Raw genomic sequence first — 17,182 nt, 5'->3', positions numbered from 1 at the left:
ATATTTATGAATCATGACAAAATGAGCAATATTAGTGCAAAAAGAGGATTCTTATGGCCATCTTTTGAAATATATTCTGGTGTATCTGGATTTTATGATTACGGCCCTCTTGGAGCAAGTTTAAAAAATAACATTATGCAAAAATGGAGAAAACAATACGTTTCTGGTGAAGGTTTTTACGAAATTGAAGGACCAACCGTAATGCCTAAAGAAGTCTTAAAAGCATCAGGGCATGTTGACAACTTCACAGATCCAATGTGTAAATGTGAAAGCTGTGGAGAAGTGTTCAGAGCAGACCATATTATTGAAGCAGTGATTGGCGAAGATGTAGAAAGTCTTGAAAATGAAGAACTTGACCAAATCATCATTGACAACAATATTAAATGTCCAGATTGTGGTGGAGACTTATCCAACATTTGGAATTATAATTTAATGTTTAAAACTTCCATTGGTGCTAAAGGAGATAAAGTAGGTTACATGAGACCTGAAACAGCACAAGGAATCTTCATATTATTCAAACGTTTAGAAAGATTTTTCAGAGGAAAACTCCCATTTGGAGCAGTACAACTTGGAAAAGCATACAGAAATGAAATTTCACCAAGACAAGGTGTTATTAGGCTCAGAGAATTCACACAGGCAGAAGCTGAAATCTTTTTAAACCCAAAAGATAAAAGTCATCCTAAATTTTCACAAATTGAAAATGTAGTTTTACGCTTAAATTCACAAGAAGTTCAGGAAAATGACTTAGAACCTTTAGAAATTACTGCTCGTGAAGCACTTGATAAAGGGATAGTAGCTAATGAAATGTTAATTTACCAATTATATCTAGCACATAAATTTTTAACTGAAATTGGAATTCCTGAAGACGCTTTAAGATTTAGACAACACTTAAAAGGAGAAATGGCCCATTATGCTCTTGATTGTTGGGATGTTGAAGCTAAAACAGATAAATATGGGTGGGTAGAAATCATTGGAATAGCTGACAGAGGAGATTATGACTTAACATCACATTCCAAGTTCAGTAACGATGACTTAAATGTATTTATTGAATATGATGAACCTAAAAAAGTCCAAAGAACAATTGTAAAACCAAACTTGTCCAAATTTGGACCAATATTTAAAGGAGATTCACCTAAAGTTAAACAAGCTATCGAAGATGCAGATGTTAGCGAAATAAAATCTGCAATCGACAGTGAAGGAAAATATGTTGTCGAATTAGATAAAGTCTATGAAATAACCGAAGATTTACTCATATTCGAAGATATTGAAGAAGAAATAACTGGTGAAAAAATCACCCCGCACGTTATTGAACCATCTTTCGGTATTGATCGTATTACATATACTGTTTTATTACACTCATTTACCGAAACAGAAGAAAAAGATTACTTCAAATTCGACAAATCAGTAGCTCCAGTTCAACTTGGAATATACCCACTCGTTAATAAAGAAGGTCCTCGTGAAATCGCTCAAGAGTTAACCGAAAATTTAAGAATGGCTGGATTTACTGTTGAATATGACGCTAGTGGAACTATTGGAAAGAGATATGCTAGAGCTGATGAAATTGGTATTCCTCTTGCAATAACAGTTGATTTTGATACATTAGAAGACAATCAAGTTACTGTAAGAGACAGAGATACAGAAGCTCAGGAAAGAATTCCAATAGCTGAACTAAACGAATACTTGGAAAAATATTATAAATGAGTTTAAAACTCATTTATTTTTAATTTTAAAATTTTCAAACAAATTATTAGCCCATCCAATCGCATCAGGATTTTTAGAGGTTAATAATCTATTTTTATCAAAATAACCATCTTCCTTAAAGAAACCTAAAATCATTATTTTATCCGTAACAATTAGTAGGAAATTATGATTTCCTTTAAATGTAGATAGTTTTTTTATCCCTGATTTTATCTCGAATGTTGTTTGCAAATTTTTTGGAACTAATGCTTCAACTTTTTTCTTTTTTCGTATCAGTCCATTAAGTTTGCTGTTGAAGTTTTCATAATAAAAAGGCAATATGCATTTTACCTCATTTGCATCAAATAATGAATTTTCGATGAAATTATATATTCTAAATGCATCCACATCATCTGCCTCCATCAAACTGGCTTTACCTAGAATATACAACTCTGTTACTGATTTATCCGGAAGCATTTCTACAAAATGCTTGTCTAAAATATTGAAAAACTCATCCAATACAGTCATCATTTCATCAAATTCTATTATGGCTTTTATTTGACATTTAACACGATTTGATAAATGATATTTATTATTTTCTCGATAGACATAATCCTTTAGTTCTAAATCATGCATCCCACTGGAAATTGAACTATAATTCAAACCAGTGCTTTCATTTAAACTTTTCATATTTTGAGATTCTCTGTACAATGTCGCCATTATCTTTAATCTAACTACAGAGTTAGTCGCAAATTTTACATCATCCGAAATGGAATTATAGTTTTTTAAATACATTTTGTTTTTATTCACATTATTCACCACAGTTGTATTACTTATTTTATAATTTTTATTACTAAGGATATAAAATCAGTTGAAGTGAACAAATGCGACAGATAGCACTTCCATAAAATTTAAAAATAATAAAATAAATTAGGAATTTTTTTAAAACATGAACAATATACTAATAACAACTAAAACTTGATGTGAAAACATGATTGATACACATATACATGCAGATGCAAGAAGTGGAGAAGATTTTAGGGAAATGTACTTATCAGGCATAGATACTGCAATAACCTGCAGCTTTTATCCATACAAAATCGAAAATGAAAGCATATTACTAAACCATCTAAACAGAATTTTAGAATACGACACCAAACGGGCTAGTGAATATGGACTTGATTTAAAAGTCGCACTCGGAATCCACCCAACAAATGCCATTGAAGACCATGATTTAATATTTAGTGAATTATACAAATGGATTGAAGCAAAAAAAATCGTAGCAATTGGTGAAATAGGTTTGGAAGACCTAACAGAATGTGAAATTGACGTATTTAAAAAACAGTTGGATATTGCAGACGAAACCAAATCAAAAGTAATCATACATACTCCAAGAAAAAACAAAAAGGAAGTTTTGGATGTTATTTTAGACATTGTTCCAGAACATTTGAATGAAAAACAAGCTGTAATTGATCATATTAACCTAGATATCATTGATGATGTTATTGATAAAGATTATATGCTTGGTTTAACAATACAACCTCAGAAACTGGATACTGCTGAAACCATATCAATTTTAGAAGAATACGGGTTTGATAATTTCTTGTTAAACAGTGATATGAGTAATAAACCATCCGATCCTCTTTCAGTACCTAAAACAATAAGGGAACTTAAAAGATTAGGATTTAAAAATAGATTAATTGAAAAAGTGGCTAGAAAAAATGCAGAATCATACTTTAAAATCTAACTGATACGATGAATATTATTAAAAATATACCTCTTCCCATTTCTGGATTAATTTTAGCATTATTATCTTTAGGTAATCTCCTACAGGACATTCATCCTGCTTTAAGATATTTATTTGGAACTTTAGGGGTTATATTTTTAATCTTGATAATCTTGAAAGTTATTTTATACCCTGATGAAATTAAAAATGACTTCCAAAATCCCGTGCTTGTAAGTAGTTCCGGTACTTTTTCCATGAGTGTGATGCTTTTATCTACATATCTTCTACCATTTATACCAAGTATTGCATATGTCATATGGATAATAGGAATTGGATTGCATATAATGCTAATGATTTACTTTACCTATCATTTTATCATACATAATTTTGATATAAATGCCGTCTATCCAACATACTGGATAGTCTTTGTTGGGATTACAATGGCTGCAATTACATCACATTCACATAGTGTCGAAGAAACGGGTTTCATATTCTTCATATGCGGGTTTGTAGGAATGCTATTAAGCACACCAGTTATCTTTTACAGATACATCAAACACAGGGATATCCCCGATGTGAACAAACCATTAATCTGTATTTTCACAGCACTATTTAGCATATTGATTGTGGGCTACATAAATTCGGCAAAAATAATTAACACAACATTTTTAATAGGATTATATTCCATTGCATGTCCATTTTACATTTTTGCACTATATAAATTAATAGAACATATAAATATCAAATTTTACCCTAGTTTTTCAGCTTTCACTTTCCCGTTTGTGATTAGCGCCCTTGCAACAAAAGGAATATGTGCAAATATTGGTAAAAATAACTTATTAAACAATATATTAATAATAGAAACTGTAATCGCAATAATACTAGTAATTTACGTATTAATCAAATACTTGAAATTCTTAAAAATAGTAGAAAAGTAGAAAAAATCTACTTAACCTTTGTTAACAACTTTTACTTTTTTCGGAGAAATAATAATTAAATTTTTCTCTTCAGTACGTGCAAGCAATAATGCCTGAGCATCATATCTTGCCCTCATTTGTTTAATTTTATCACCAGCTAACTTGAAATTAGCAGGACTTTCTTTTTGTAAAAAGGATAAATCCAAGATAACAGGATTTTTTTCTTCTATAACCTGATCAACAACATAATTAACATCATCAATAGTTTTTGGCCTAATTAAAACAATCTCATAGAATGGTTGTTCTGGAGTAATCACAAAATCATCAAAATCATCATAAACAGGAGTAGGATTTGCTTGAGGATTTGGTACAGTCCTTGGCTTTGGCCTATATTGTTCTGGTTGAGGATTATTTTGTGGTTTTGGATTATTACCATTAAGACTTCTGTTCACACCTGTTTTTACATCATTTAAAAATTGAGAAAAATTAAAGCCTTCTCCTTCTTTTTTACCACTGGATTCTGTTTCTTCAAAGCCTAAACTTCTTTTTAAGTTATCAGTAAAACTCATTTTAACTACTCCTCTAAATATTTATAGATAGCATCTAATAATTTTGAAGCACCATTATTATAAACATCTTCAGAAGGCAAATTGTAAGTAGACTCAAAGTATTCAGGACATAAATCTAAATCAGCATTTTTAAGATTGATTGATAAACCAACAACTTTTGTAGGTTCAACAGCCTCAATAGCTTTAATTTCTTCTTCAATGCCTCTAGGTTCTCTGTAAGGGTGATTAGGTCTGTGTCCAACAATTACTGCATCAGGAGAAGCACCAATTAAAATTGCTGCAGATAAACCTCTTGGGTGAGGGTTTCCTTTTTCAGTTAAACTGGATTGACCTTCAATGAAAATGATATCTGGTTGTTTTGTTTCCTCAACATATTTAATAGCAGACAATACTGCTGCTGGAACATCCATAGCAGATAAACTTCCAGCTCTAAAGTTAAAATCAGTAGGTTCTTCAAGTCCCATCTCATCGGTAGATATGATTGCAGGGGTTAAGCCTCTTTCACTGCTTGCAATACCTAACATTTTGGTAGTTGTTCTTTTTCCACATTCCTGGGAAGTTCCCCCAACGAAAATTACAGGTGCTTTTGGTTTATAAGAAATTTTTGGTAACACTTCACATGATTTTTTAGGAGCTGCACCAGCTATTTTTTCAACAACATCCAATCTAGGACCAATTTCCTTAACAACAACATTTTTTGCATCAGCAAACTTCTTTAAAGAGGGATTTTCAGCAATAGACAATGATCTAAATGAAGTGATAACATTTAATCCTGCATCAATTGCTTGAACGGCATATTTCAATGCAGTTCCTTCAGCACCAATTGGTAACATTATAACCATTGATTTAGCTTCCGGAGCATTTTTTAAACATTTTTCTAAACTACCGGCAACTGTTTTCCCACAAAACTGTTTTCCTTGCTTTTTAACATCATCATCAATGTATCCAATTGCTTCAATACCATCGAGATTGGAGAATTTCTCTCCTCCACCTCCACAGCCTACAACAATGAATGGATTTAAATCCTGAATTTCTTTAACTGATTTTACTGAGTACAAAATTTCACCCCTAATAACTTATAATTTATAACAACCATGTAAGTTTATTAGTATACCATTTTTCTAAAAGATTTTCAAAAAAATATTATATTATTAATTATAATTTTTCATATTAATAAATGTAAATGTTTTAACGAAAAATAATTAATAAATTAAGGTACAAAAAATTAATTAACAAACAAAAATTTGGGTGATATTAACATGAGAAAACCTTATGTTATATTGATTGGAAGTGCATCAGGAATCGGAAAATCAACTATTGCGGCAGAACTTGCAAAAACACTTGATATAAAACATTTAATTGAAAGTGATTTTATTAGAGCTGTTGTAAGGGGAATTATTGGAAAAGAGTATGCACCTGCACTACACAGCTCATCATATGATGCTTATAAGAACTTAAGAAACAAGAACAGATTCGCCAATTATGATGATTTGGTATCTGCAGGATTTGACGAACATGCATCATATGTAATTCCGGCATTGGAAAAAATTATCCAAAGGGCAATAACTGACTTTGACGATATTGTTATTGAAGGAGTTCATTTAGTTCCTGGATTAATCGACATAGAACAGTTTAGAGAAGATGCGAATATTTACTTTTTTGTATTAAGCTCAGATGAAGAGTCACACAAGGAAAGATTTGTTAAAAGAGCTGTTCAAATTCATAGAGGTGGAAAACAACTTGATTTCTTTAAAGAAAATAGAATCATCCATGACCACCTATTAAAACAAGCTGAAATGAATAATGTTCCAGTTATCAATACAGAAACCATTGATAAAACGTTAGATAAGATTTTGGCCATAATTAATAAATCCTGTGCAACTATCAACTTAACTAATAACGTTGATGAATTAGCAGATGTTATTGACATAATTATAAACAAAAATAATGGTTCAATCGAAAAAGTAACATATAACATTAAAGGCTTTAAAGAACCACTAATCAGAAATATTGGTGTTGGAGATGTGGAATCTGCAAATAACTTTATAAAAAACATTTCTGAAAATAAAGATAAAAAGGAATACTTATCTGAGTTATATAACTTATCTGAGTACAGACAAACTACTATTTGTGCTTCCAACCAAGAAAAACTTGATGAAATTATAAAACAATTAAATGATAAAGGATATGTCTTAAATGAATGAAGAAGAAATACATGAAATGATTATTAAATGCCCAGCTTGTTCTGTTGAAGGTATTGCTAAATCAATGATGAAAGAAATTGAAATACCTCACTTCGGTAAAGTTTTAGAAACAACAATACAATGTCCAAAATGTGGATTTAAACACAGTGACGTAATAGCCTTGGAACAAAATGACCCTGCAAAATACACAATCGAAATTAATAAAAATAACTTATCAATTAGGGTAGTCAGATCACAATCTGCTACTGTAACAATACCGGAACTTGGTGTTAAAGTAGAACCTGGTCCAAAATCTGAAGGCTATGTAACAAATGTTGAAGGTATCCTTACTCGTTTTGAAGAAGCAGTTAAAAAAGCAATGAACTTATTTGATGATGCAGAGTCTCAAAAAAATGCAGAAAATACTCTTAACAATATTTTAGAGTTAAAAAAAGGAAACGGAACTGCTACACTAATAATACATGACCCATTTGGTCAAAGTAATATTGTAAGTGAAAATGTTAAAATCGAGGAAATTCCTGAAGAGGAATTGCGTGAATTAAAAACAGGTTTTAGCCATATAGAAGAATAGGTAGAAGAAGATTATTCTTCTTCATCTTCGTCTTCAGCAGGTGCTGAAAAACTAGCAAAAGAGTCTTCTTCAACAACATCCTTTAATTTTAAGGTTTTTTGTACATCCATAGCTAATGCATTACAATCAGCTTTAATAGCTTCTAAATGTAATAAAATTCTTTCTTTTTCTTGGTTGATTCTTTCGATGTTAGTATAAGGGTAAGTAGATTCTTTAAGCATTTCGTATTCAATTGTAGTGTAAGGGTAATCATTTAATTGCTTACATACATTTTTCAAAACATCACCTAAGAATTTGTTCATTTCTACTTTTACTCTTTCCCTAACCATCTTGTCATCATCAAGATTTTCTTTCATTAAACGTACAACTTCAGCTTTAGCGAAAGGTAATTTTTCTTCATCTTCATCCATGTATTCTTCAGAAGTTTCTTCAATCATTTCTTCAGCCATAATTACACCTCGTTTCGTTTATTCAAAAATATTGATTCACTCTTTAATTTTTATAAAAAAATATTATTTCATCAATATCTAATCTAATATTTATTGGATGTTTTATATAAAGGTTTCGTTTAAATTAAAAAAATGGAGCAGTATTTGGCCAGTTATTAAGTCAAGTTATAAAATAATTAATCGTGAAATTAATAATTCGCTTACTTCAAGAATTTTGAAAAATCGTTTTAAAAAATAAAAAATAGTAGCAAAAATGCTACTTAAATTCATCTTTTATTTGAAATGCCTTTGCCTAAAAAAACCATTGTAAAAATCAATGAAATCAACAACACAAATATGGAATTACCTGAAACATTCCTTTTAAGAATTTCTTGAGCTGCTTTTACAGAATATTTGGTTTTAATAATATTTTTAGTTATTTCATGATTTTTAGGTATTTTAGGAGTGTCTTGCGGTTCATCTGAAACTTCAACTATAGCATTGTCTTCATTATTGCTCAAATCAGAATCATAGTTATCACTAGATACAGAAACCTCGTTTTCACTAATTCCTTCCTCATTAGCAACAGCTTTAATTAATAATGTTGCAGATTCCCCATAATCAAGAGAATCAATACTCCATGTTTTGGAAACTTCATCAAAATCGCCCATACTGGTCCTATAATCCTTTAAAGATAATGAATTACCTAAAACTTCATCAACTTTAATGTTTTCTGTCCTATCAGGACCATTATTGACAACTTCAATACGATATTGGACTATCTCACCAACCCTATAATGATATTTAGAAGCTATTTTGGTAATTGACAAATCACTTGCAGGACGAACATAAATATCTGCATTATCACCATTATTTGATAAATCAGGATCATTTTCATCGCCAGAAACCTGCGCATAATTTACAAAATTCCCAGTAGCTGAAACTTTACAGATAAGATCCAACTGTTTGCTATCTCCTGCATTTAGATATCCGATATCCCAAATACTTCCATCATATGATGAAGAACTTGATTCCAGTAATGTTAACCCTTCAGGCAATATATCATGTACAATTACGTTAGATGCATCATTAGGACCATTATTTGTTACAATTAAAGTCCATTTAATTACACCCCCATAATTGGGGCTAGAATTGTTAACAAGTTTTTCAATAGCCAAATCAACAACAGCTTCTACATCAACAGAGCTTGAATCATAGTTATTATCTTCATTCCAATCATATTCATTAGCTGATACTTCTGCATAATTACTTATTTCACCAACTGCATTAGCAATTCCAATAATATTTAAATATTCAACACCACCAACGTTTAAAGAACCAATTCTCCATTCATTACCAGAATAAACACCTTTAGTTGAAGTATAATCTGTGAATAGGAATCCTTGAGATGACAAATCCTTAACAACAACATTTGTTGCACTATCTGGACCATTATTTTTAACTGTAATTGTCCACATTATTGATTCACCAAAGTCAGGATTAGTATTATTTACCTCTTTTATTATTTCTAAATCACTGGCGGGTGGAACTTCAATAGATTTCTCAGCATTATTATTTTTAGGATTGTAATCATATTCTTTTGAAGAAATGCTTACAACATTATTAAAGTTACCAGTTTTATCTACTCTACAAACAAGTTCCAGAGTTTGGACTTCACTTTTATTTAAACAACACATTGCCCACATTCCATTATCATAGATTCCTTTACTTGCCACATAGTTAGTTAAAACCAATCCTTGAGGAATATTTTCTCGGATAATCACATCAGTTGCATCATCCGGACCATTATTTGTAACAATCAAAGTCCATTTAATTGAATCAAGATAATTTGGATTAGATTTATCTACCAATTTTTCAATAGCTAAATCCACAGCTGGCTGAACATCTATTGATTCATCATCAAAATTATTGCTTTTATTATAATCATACTCCTTACAGGTGACATTGGCATAATTAGTAGTAATGCCAGTTCCACTAACCCGACAGACAATGTTTAAGTTAATTGAATCCCCTTTAGCCAACTCCCCGATATTCCACAATCCTGTTTCATGATTATATTTACCGTTACTGTTATCTTCCATCCAAATTAATGAATTTGGAAGCACATCAACTACTTTGACATCAGTTGCATCATCCGGACCATTATTTTTAACTTCAATAGACCATGTAATAATATCATTATAATTTGGAGTAGAGTTACTTACAGATTTTTTTAGTTGTAGATCGCTTGCAGGATTAACAAAAATTGTTGAATCATCTTGATTATTAGTTAAATCAATATCATATTCCTCAGAGGTTACAGATGCAGAATTTTTTATATATCCTGTTTTTTTGATTTCTGTTAGTATATTGACAACCCTTACCTCATTTACGGCAAGACTTTCGAATGTTAATTTTCCAGTCTGAGGATTATAACTGCCAACATCAGAACTAATGAATGACACTCCTTCCGGCAAAATATCATCTACAACAACACTTGTAGCTGTATTCGGACCATTATTGGCAATAGTCAATGTCCACAATACCATATCACCATAATTATATTCCTCCTGGCTTGTTGATTTTAAGATTTGATTGTCTACTTTTGAAATTACCCTAAATGAAGTGGAGTTACTGATTCCTTTATAATATGTATCTTCGGCATGTGTTGAAGTAACATAATATGTTCCAGGTGCCAAATTAGTTAATACATCTGAAACCTCCCCCAAATATGAAGAAGACAATGTATTATCATAAACAACACTTCCATCCTGATAGGTAACTTTTAAATTAATATCCATGTTGTATTCACGGTCATCTTGGTATAACCTACCATCCATTGTGGCACCAGAAATCGGAGTTTCGCCATCAATTTGGATATTCTGATTTATGGCAGCATTATAAATTGCATTTGAAACAGCTAAGTTATTATATTTCGCAATATTATTACCACCATAAATTATAGACCTTATTTGTTCTGTCTCACCATAATAAATATCATGAGCATAAACTGGCAATGCATAAACCCATGCCTGATTTTGATACATGATATTATTGTTTAATTTTAAATTTTCACCAGATTTATCATAATAAACTGCACTTCCATTTCTAGCAGTATTATGATTAAATACGTTATTTTGAATATTAGCTTGTTTACTGTTTACATATATAGCTCCACCTAAACCATCATTGATTTTAGCCACATCCGGGACGGCATCATTTCCTAAAAACTCTGAATCTTTTATTAAAGTATTTTGACCATTAATATAAACCGCTCCACCGTCAATGTTTGCAACATTATTATTGAAACTGGACTGGCTTATGCTAACATCCTGTGCATCAATTGACACAGCTCCACCATATTCTGATGCATAATTATTATTGAAGTATGAATTTTCAATACCAATATTCATTCCACTTAATCTCATAGCACCCCCTAATGGAGCAGAATTATCGTTGAAAGTGCAATCTTTAACTGTCAAATCCATTGTAGTTTGTTCTAATGAAATGGAAACTGCACCCCCATATTTATTTGCAGAATTACCATAGAATTCACAATTTTCCAAACTGCCTGAAGCATGATAAGTCAAAGCTCCACCATGATCTGCAACATTATTTAAGAATATACAATTTATATATGAAGTTCCATTCCTAACACAACCGGCTCCCCCATGAGAAATGCCGTTTTGTGATACTGCATAATTATTCATAAATCTGCAATTACTTAAAACCCCATAGGACTCATCCGTATCAACTCCAACTTGTACAGCACCACCATAACAATTAGTATTATAGTTTACATGATTTGAATCAAAAGTACACTGATCAATCAAAAAATTAAACCCAAATACACCCAGTGCTCCTGCCGCATTTCCAGCATAATTATTCTTAAATTGACAATTGCGAACAACCAAATTTTCCGCAGTTCTAGGTACATAATTAGTATGTAATGCACCTGAAGAAATTTTTGCATGATTATTTTCAAATTGACAATTGATAACATTTATATTTTTAGCAGAAATTCTTAAAGCTCCTCCTTCATTTTGAGAAGCCCCATTGATAAATTTTATATTATCAATAGTGGATCCTACACCTTTTTTATTAATATAAAGGATTTGAGTAGTATCCTTTCCATTTAAAGTTGCTGATGAAGAAGATTTTAATGTTAATGATTTATTTAAAACAATCCCCTCTCCAGAACTTGAGGGGGTAAACTCTCCACTCAAATCTATTATATCTCCATCACTTGCCCTATCAATCCTATTTTGAATATCACTAAACGTACCTCCATTCAATGAATAAGTTCTACCTAAAGTTTCTTCATTACCTTGAGAATTTTCTAGTTTATCTCCATCATCTAATTCTAATTCCAAATCGCCATCGACTTCATTTAAATCTTGTGCATATGCACCATCAACATTTACGCCAATAGCTGTAAACATTAATGTAATAAAGATTAATGAGATTAGGAATTTTTTGCTAATAGCTATTCTTTTTAACATTTTTTTATCTCCTTGAGGACAATGTTAACCACTATTAATTAACAAAAAAGCTATTAACCAGCAATTAAACTTTTTATTTCAAGTCTAGATTTAAAAAGAAAAATTATTTATTATTAAATTTTAAAATAAAATACAAATCAATAGATGTTTATTAATTTAAACTCTAACACAAAATATTTTCCAAACAAATATTCCGCTATGATTTATCAGATTATTCCAATTTAATACACCAAATTAAACTTAATTAAATCAATGCAAAATTTAACTGAAAATAAAAGATAACCTCTTTAAATCCTCAAAAAATCTATTGTTAAGATTTATATTTATATTTTTCTTTTTAAAGCCATACAATTTAATATAAATAAAAAATATTTGATTTAAAACAAAATTTAATAAGCCAACATCAAAAAAATATTTTAGGCATTACATCCATATATTAATAATAATTAAAATACAAGGTAAGATTTATGAAAAAACAAATTGCAATACTAATCATGGCTATATTAATAGTTGCTCCACTCATACAAGATGTATCCGCAACTAAAACCGTGTTTTTAACTTCAGACAATATTATAGACCATGATACTGATTTAAAACTATTGAACTCCCTAAAAAATTATATAGAAGAGATTAGTGGAGGAGAACTCCAAGTGATACTTGATAACCAAGCACCTAGCCCTGGAGAAGGATGGCGGTCTATAAGTGTAACAAGTGATGTGTCTATAAATCTGGCCGCTGCAGATGCCGGGAACTTTTTGCAACTTGCAACATCAACTGTTGGCACAAATAAGCAGATTATTCTAATTAATATCGGAGATTATGATTTGGACAACAATTCAAATTATCTTAGAAGAGCATGGGATGACAATTATTCAAATGAATCACTTGCAGGAATCCGTGACCCTGGAACATTTCTTAAAAATGCAGGAATTTACTATCTTCAACCTGTAAAAGAATTCCCAAACAATGCACATGACGGCATACTCAGCAACTATGATGAAGAAATGAACCGGAAACTTGCAGAAGAAATCGTGAATATTGTTAACACTCATGGTAATGATACAAAAGTTTTAAGCGATTCTTTAATTGTAACAAACAACTTGTCTCCTAAAGGAATGGCGAATGCAAGTAAAATGCTTGTCAACAGCCATGATAAAGATATGAAAGGACCATACGGCTCATACTCTGCCCCTCAGTTACTGTACCAAACAAGTGCTTATTTAAATGGGGACGGTATTGATATTCCAAAAGAATATAGCGAACCTGAAAATCCAATGGGAATTTCCTTTTTAGTAAGAGATTCTTATTCAATTTATGACTATATGAAAATGGCCGGAATCGTTAAAAACTATATGGATGAAAATGGAAGAGCACCAGACTCAATTGAATACGAAGGTGCGCATATTGGTTATTATGACCTATTATACAACTTTGCAAAAATAACACAAAATCATACTGATGCAAAACATATGGGCTTTGAAAGTGAATATCACTTCGATAAAGTTAATGATTCAATATTACTACATATATTCCCATTCGTTTTAATTTTATTAGTATTATTCATAGTATATAGGTTCTTAAAGAGAATGAGAAGATATTAATAAAGATATAATGTAATATTAATATGAGGTAAAATTTATGAAAAGATATATCGCAGAATTAATCGGAACAATGGTTCTTGTCCTATTTGGTTGTGGAAGTGCAGCTATAGCTGGTTCTGTACTTGGTACCCTAGGAATTGCTCTTGCATTCGGGTTATCCATTGTGGCTATGGCTTATGTAATAGGAGACATCTCAGGATGTCACATCAATCCTGCCGTTTCAATCGGAATGTGGATTGATGGAAGATTAGAAGCAAAAGACTTAGTGGCTTATATTATTTTCCAATGTATTGGTGCTATTGTAGGTATTGCTCTTTTAGCAGCAATAATTAACTCCGCACCAAGTCTGGGAGGATATCTTGCAACTGGACTTGGACAAAATGGATTCGGATCTGCATCCAGTGTTGGATTAGATGTAATCGGAGCCATAATTGTTGAAATTATCTTAACCTTTGTATTTGTATTCACCGTTCTTGGTGTTACTAAAAAAGCAGAAAATGGTGCTGTAGCAGGTATTGTAATTGGTTTAACTCTTGCCTTTGTACACATTATGGGAATTCCATTAACTGGTACATCTGTAAACCCAGCACGTAGTTTAGCACCTGCATTATTCCTTGGTGGTCAAGCACTCGAACAAGTTTGGGTATTTATCCTAGCTCCAATTGTAGGTGCAATCATTGCAGGTTTATTATACAAAGGATTAACTGAAGAGGATGCATAATCCTCTAATTTTTTCTTTTTTTAAATTTTAATACTTCCAATGTAAGTATAACCTTTAATTTCTTCAAAATCTGATTTTCTATAGAATTCAAATGTTTTTTCATTAGCCACGTACATATGAGCTAAAGCAATGCCCACATCAATAGGGTTCCATTTTTTAAGAAATTGTCTTTTTACAAAGTTTTGTTTTACCTGATAAACATCAAATTCATCATCAGAATGCTTAAAATACCAAGGTTGAGAGTTTACAGCTGAAGGAGCTAAACGAGCAGGCGTTAGTCTTTCATCTGCAAAATCACTAATTTCAGATAATTGTTTTCTCTTAAAATCTGAAATATCTCTTGTCATATTTTCAGATCTTCCAAAAGAAATTACAATTACAAACTCAGAACTCTTCTCCTTTAAAGAAGCAAGGCCAACCCAACAACTCCCAATACCAACGCTTTGAAGGTATAGAGAAACTTGCTGGAAAACAAAACCAATATTTGTTAAATAATTTTCTTTTTTCTCAGAAAATAATGCTAAATAATATGGGGCAGACCAACGAGTACGTAAATTAACTTCATCACGAGTTAAAATTTTATAATAATAATTAATATCATCATTTAGGGGTTTAACAGATGAAAGGAACTTATGAATTGAATCCATGTCAATTTCATCATCCAAATACTTCCTGCATGATTTTCTAAGATATATTTGTTCTTCTAAATTCATTAAAATTAATTATTGTTTTAATCCTTATTAAAATTTAAATAATATCTAAAAGATACATTATATATAAGGTGAATATATGAAAATCGTTGTTGCTATCGGAGGATCAATATTACTTAAAGAATATGATTGTAAGAAATTCCAAGAATATAGTGCAATCTTAAAAGATTTATCTGCCGAACATGAATTATTTATCGTTGTTGGAGGCGGAAAACCTGCAAGAGACTATATTGGAGTAGTTCGTGATTTAGGAGCTGGAGAAGCACAATGTGATGATATTGGAATTGAAGTTACAAGAATCAATGCCAAATTAATGTTATCTGCACTTGGAGACGCCGCATACCAGAGAGTTCCCCATAACTTCCAAGAGGCTTTGGAGTTCTCCGCTACAGGAAAAATCATTGTTATGGGCGGAACTGAACCTGCACACAGTACTGATGCAGTATCAGCCATTTTAGCAGAGTATATTAATGCAGATAAACTTATAAACTTAACATCTGTTGATGGAATGTATACTAAAGACCCAAATAAGTTTGATGATGCGGAACTTGTTCCTGAAATTACAGCAACTGCACTTCTTGAATTTTTAAGCGGTAAAGATGTTAAAGCTGGAACTTATGAATTCTTTGACACAACAGCAGTTCAAATGATTAAAAGGTCCAACTTAGAAACTGTCATTACCAATGGTTTTGAACCTGAAAACTTAATTAAAGCTGTTAATGGCGAAAGTATAGGTACAAGAGTTATTAATGAATAGGTGAAAAAAGTGAAAAATCTCATAGACATTGGTTTAAACTTGATGCACTCTTCTTTTAGAAAAGATCGTGTTGAAATCATTGAAGAAGCAAAAAAAGTTGGTGTTAATCAATTCATTATTACTGGAACCAATGTTCACTCAAGTCAGATTGCCGCAGAATATGCATCAAAATATCCTGAGACATTATTTTCAACATCAGGAGTGCATCCTCATGATGCGAAAACCTGTAATGGCCATACTATCAATGAACTAGAAAAAATAGCCAAAAATGAATGTGTAGTGGCTATTGGAGAATGTGGTCTTGATTATAATAGAAACTTTTCACCACAAGATTTGCAGAGAAAATGGTTTGAAGCTCAAGTAGAACTTGCAGAAAGAGTTGACATGCCATTGTTTTTACATGAACGAGAAGCACATACAGATTTATACAACATCTTAAAAAGACATGACAGCATTATTGAAAAATCCGTAGTACATTGTTTTACTGGAACAAAAAAAGAAGCACAAAACTATATTGATTTAGGTTGTTATATTGGAGTTACTGGATGGATTTGTGATATGAAAAGAGGAAGAGACTTACAAGAAGCCGTAAGTGCAATACCTCCTGAAAAATTAATGATAGAGACAGATGCTCCCTTTTTAATACCAAAAAATTTTGATAAAAAACCTAAAAAAAATAGAAATGAACCTCAATATTTACCTCACATCCTCAAGACAATTGCAATTTGCATGGGAATTGACTCAGAGGAACTTGCAATTCAAGTTACTAAAAATACTAAAGAATTTTTTAAAATATAGG

The 17,182-nt window shown here is 31.3% G+C and carries 15 protein-coding genes; 9 read left to right on the top strand and 6 right to left on the bottom strand.

The features are described 5' to 3' along the window. Positions 1-6: 6 nt before the first annotated feature. Positions 7-1,701 (top strand): glycine--tRNA ligase, encoded by a 1,695-nt coding sequence (gene glyS, locus ACKI32_RS01735; protein WP_407412952.1) that lies wholly within the window; start codon positions 7-9, stop codon positions 1,699-1,701. 9 nt (positions 1,702-1,710) lie between these two features. Here glyS and ACKI32_RS01730 read toward each other — a convergent pair whose 3' ends face one another. Next, a complete protein-coding gene (locus ACKI32_RS01730) occupies positions 1,711-2,487 on the bottom strand; it encodes a helix-turn-helix transcriptional regulator (protein ID WP_407412951.1) in 777 nt (258 codons plus the stop codon). A 181-nt stretch (positions 2,488-2,668) separates the two neighbouring features. On the opposite strand from ACKI32_RS01730, the gene ACKI32_RS01725 reads away from it, so the two are divergent. Both ACKI32_RS01725 and ACKI32_RS01720 read left to right on the top strand, forming a co-directional pair. After that, entirely contained in the window at positions 2,669-3,424 is a 756-nt protein-coding gene (locus ACKI32_RS01725) for a TatD family hydrolase (RefSeq protein WP_407412950.1), read from the top strand. Positions 3,425-3,432: 8 nt separating this feature from the next. Next, entirely contained in the window at positions 3,433-4,341 is a 909-nt protein-coding gene (locus tag ACKI32_RS01720) for a TDT family transporter (RefSeq protein ID WP_407412949.1), read from the top strand. Positions 4,342-4,352: 11 nt separating this feature from the next. Here the strand turns inward: ACKI32_RS01720 and ACKI32_RS01715 are convergent, their stop codons facing one another. Both ACKI32_RS01715 and ACKI32_RS01710 read right to left on the bottom strand, forming a co-directional pair. Further along, positions 4,353-4,889, bottom strand: coding sequence for a cell division protein SepF (locus tag ACKI32_RS01715; RefSeq protein ID WP_407412948.1), 537 nt, complete (start codon positions 4,887-4,889; stop codon positions 4,353-4,355). Between the two features lie 5 nt (positions 4,890-4,894). Then, on the bottom strand, positions 4,895-5,947 hold the full coding sequence (locus tag ACKI32_RS01710; protein WP_407412947.1) for a DUF1611 domain-containing protein: 1,053 nt from the start codon (positions 5,945-5,947) through the stop codon (positions 4,895-4,897). Between the two features lie 201 nt (positions 5,948-6,148). Here ACKI32_RS01710 and ACKI32_RS01705 point away from each other — a divergent pair, with 201 nt between their 5' ends. Further along, positions 6,149-7,093 carry a 3H domain-containing protein gene (locus ACKI32_RS01705; protein WP_407412946.1) on the top strand — a complete coding sequence of 315 codons (945 nt, stop codon included), beginning with the start codon at positions 6,149-6,151 and terminating at the stop codon, positions 7,091-7,093. Continuing rightward, entirely contained in the window at positions 7,086-7,664 is a 579-nt protein-coding gene (locus tag ACKI32_RS01700; RefSeq protein ID WP_407412945.1) for a ZPR1 zinc finger domain-containing protein, read from the top strand. The genes ACKI32_RS01705 and ACKI32_RS01700 overlap by 8 nt, the downstream gene beginning before the upstream one ends. 11 nt (positions 7,665-7,675) lie before the next feature. On the opposite strand, the gene ACKI32_RS01695 is transcribed toward ACKI32_RS01700, so the two are convergent. Next, entirely contained in the window at positions 7,676-8,116 is a 441-nt protein-coding gene (locus ACKI32_RS01695) for a hypothetical protein (protein ID WP_407412971.1), read from the bottom strand. 263 nt (positions 8,117-8,379) lie between these two features. Continuing rightward, entirely contained in the window at positions 8,380-12,594 is a 4,215-nt protein-coding gene (locus ACKI32_RS01690) for a hypothetical protein (RefSeq protein WP_407412944.1), read from the bottom strand. A 467-nt stretch (positions 12,595-13,061) separates the two neighbouring features. On the opposite strand from ACKI32_RS01690, the gene ACKI32_RS01685 reads away from it, so the two are divergent. After that, on the top strand, positions 13,062-14,195 hold the full coding sequence (locus tag ACKI32_RS01685; RefSeq protein WP_407412943.1) for an adhesin: 1,134 nt from the start codon (positions 13,062-13,064) through the stop codon (positions 14,193-14,195). Positions 14,196-14,232: 37 nt separating this feature from the next. Then, positions 14,233-14,916, top strand: coding sequence for an MIP family channel protein (locus ACKI32_RS01680; RefSeq protein WP_407412942.1), 684 nt, complete (start codon positions 14,233-14,235; stop codon positions 14,914-14,916). A 20-nt stretch (positions 14,917-14,936) separates the two neighbouring features. Here ACKI32_RS01680 and ACKI32_RS01675 read toward each other — a convergent pair whose 3' ends face one another. Next, positions 14,937-15,629: a nitroreductase family protein gene (locus tag ACKI32_RS01675; protein WP_407412941.1), complete on the bottom strand. Its 693-nt coding sequence runs from the start codon at positions 15,627-15,629 to the stop codon at positions 14,937-14,939. A 76-nt stretch (positions 15,630-15,705) separates the two neighbouring features. On the opposite strand from ACKI32_RS01675, the gene pyrH reads away from it, so the two are divergent. Both pyrH and ACKI32_RS01665 read left to right on the top strand, forming a co-directional pair. Then, positions 15,706-16,383 carry a UMP kinase gene (gene pyrH, locus ACKI32_RS01670; RefSeq protein ID WP_407412940.1) on the top strand — a complete coding sequence of 226 codons (678 nt, stop codon included), beginning with the start codon at positions 15,706-15,708 and terminating at the stop codon, positions 16,381-16,383. A gap of 9 nt (positions 16,384-16,392) precedes the next feature. After that, on the top strand, positions 16,393-17,181 hold the full coding sequence (locus ACKI32_RS01665) for a TatD family hydrolase (RefSeq protein WP_407412939.1): 789 nt from the start codon (positions 16,393-16,395) through the stop codon (positions 17,179-17,181). The last annotated feature ends 1 nt before the right edge of the window (position 17,182 follow it).

It is taken from the genome of Methanobrevibacter sp., assembly GCF_045611865.1.
Lineage (GTDB): Archaea > Methanobacteriota > Methanobacteria > Methanobacteriales > Methanobacteriaceae > Methanocatella.
The sequence above is the reverse complement of the archived record's forward strand: the minus strand, read 5'-3'. Positions and strand labels throughout refer to the sequence as shown.

Excerpts from the sequence above, each read along its gene's own strand:
- ACKI32_RS01700 (WP_407412945.1), top strand. The coding sequence starts at position 7,086 with ATGAATGAAGAAGAAATACATGAAATGATTATTAAATGCCCAGCTTGT.
- ACKI32_RS01720 (WP_407412949.1), top strand. The coding sequence starts at position 3,433 with ATGAATATTATTAAAAATATACCTCTTCCCATTTCTGGATTAATTTTA.
- ACKI32_RS01725 (WP_407412950.1), top strand. The coding sequence starts at position 2,669 with ATGATTGATACACATATACATGCAGATGCAAGAAGTGGAGAAGATTTT.
- ACKI32_RS01685 (WP_407412943.1), top strand. The coding sequence starts at position 13,062 with ATGAAAAAACAAATTGCAATACTAATCATGGCTATATTAATAGTTGCT.
- ACKI32_RS01690 (WP_407412944.1), bottom strand. The coding sequence starts at position 12,594 with ATGTTAAAAAGAATAGCTATTAGCAAAAAATTCCTAATCTCATTAATC.
- ACKI32_RS01705 (WP_407412946.1), top strand. The coding sequence starts at position 6,149 with ATGAGAAAACCTTATGTTATATTGATTGGAAGTGCATCAGGAATCGGA.
- ACKI32_RS01715 (WP_407412948.1), bottom strand. The coding sequence starts at position 4,889 with ATGAGTTTTACTGATAACTTAAAAAGAAGTTTAGGCTTTGAAGAAACA.
- ACKI32_RS01675 (WP_407412941.1), bottom strand. The coding sequence starts at position 15,629 with ATGAATTTAGAAGAACAAATATATCTTAGAAAATCATGCAGGAAGTAT.
- glyS (WP_407412952.1), top strand. The coding sequence starts at position 7 with ATGAATCATGACAAAATGAGCAATATTAGTGCAAAAAGAGGATTCTTA.
- ACKI32_RS01680 (WP_407412942.1), top strand. The coding sequence starts at position 14,233 with ATGAAAAGATATATCGCAGAATTAATCGGAACAATGGTTCTTGTCCTA.
- pyrH (WP_407412940.1), top strand. The coding sequence starts at position 15,706 with ATGAAAATCGTTGTTGCTATCGGAGGATCAATATTACTTAAAGAATAT.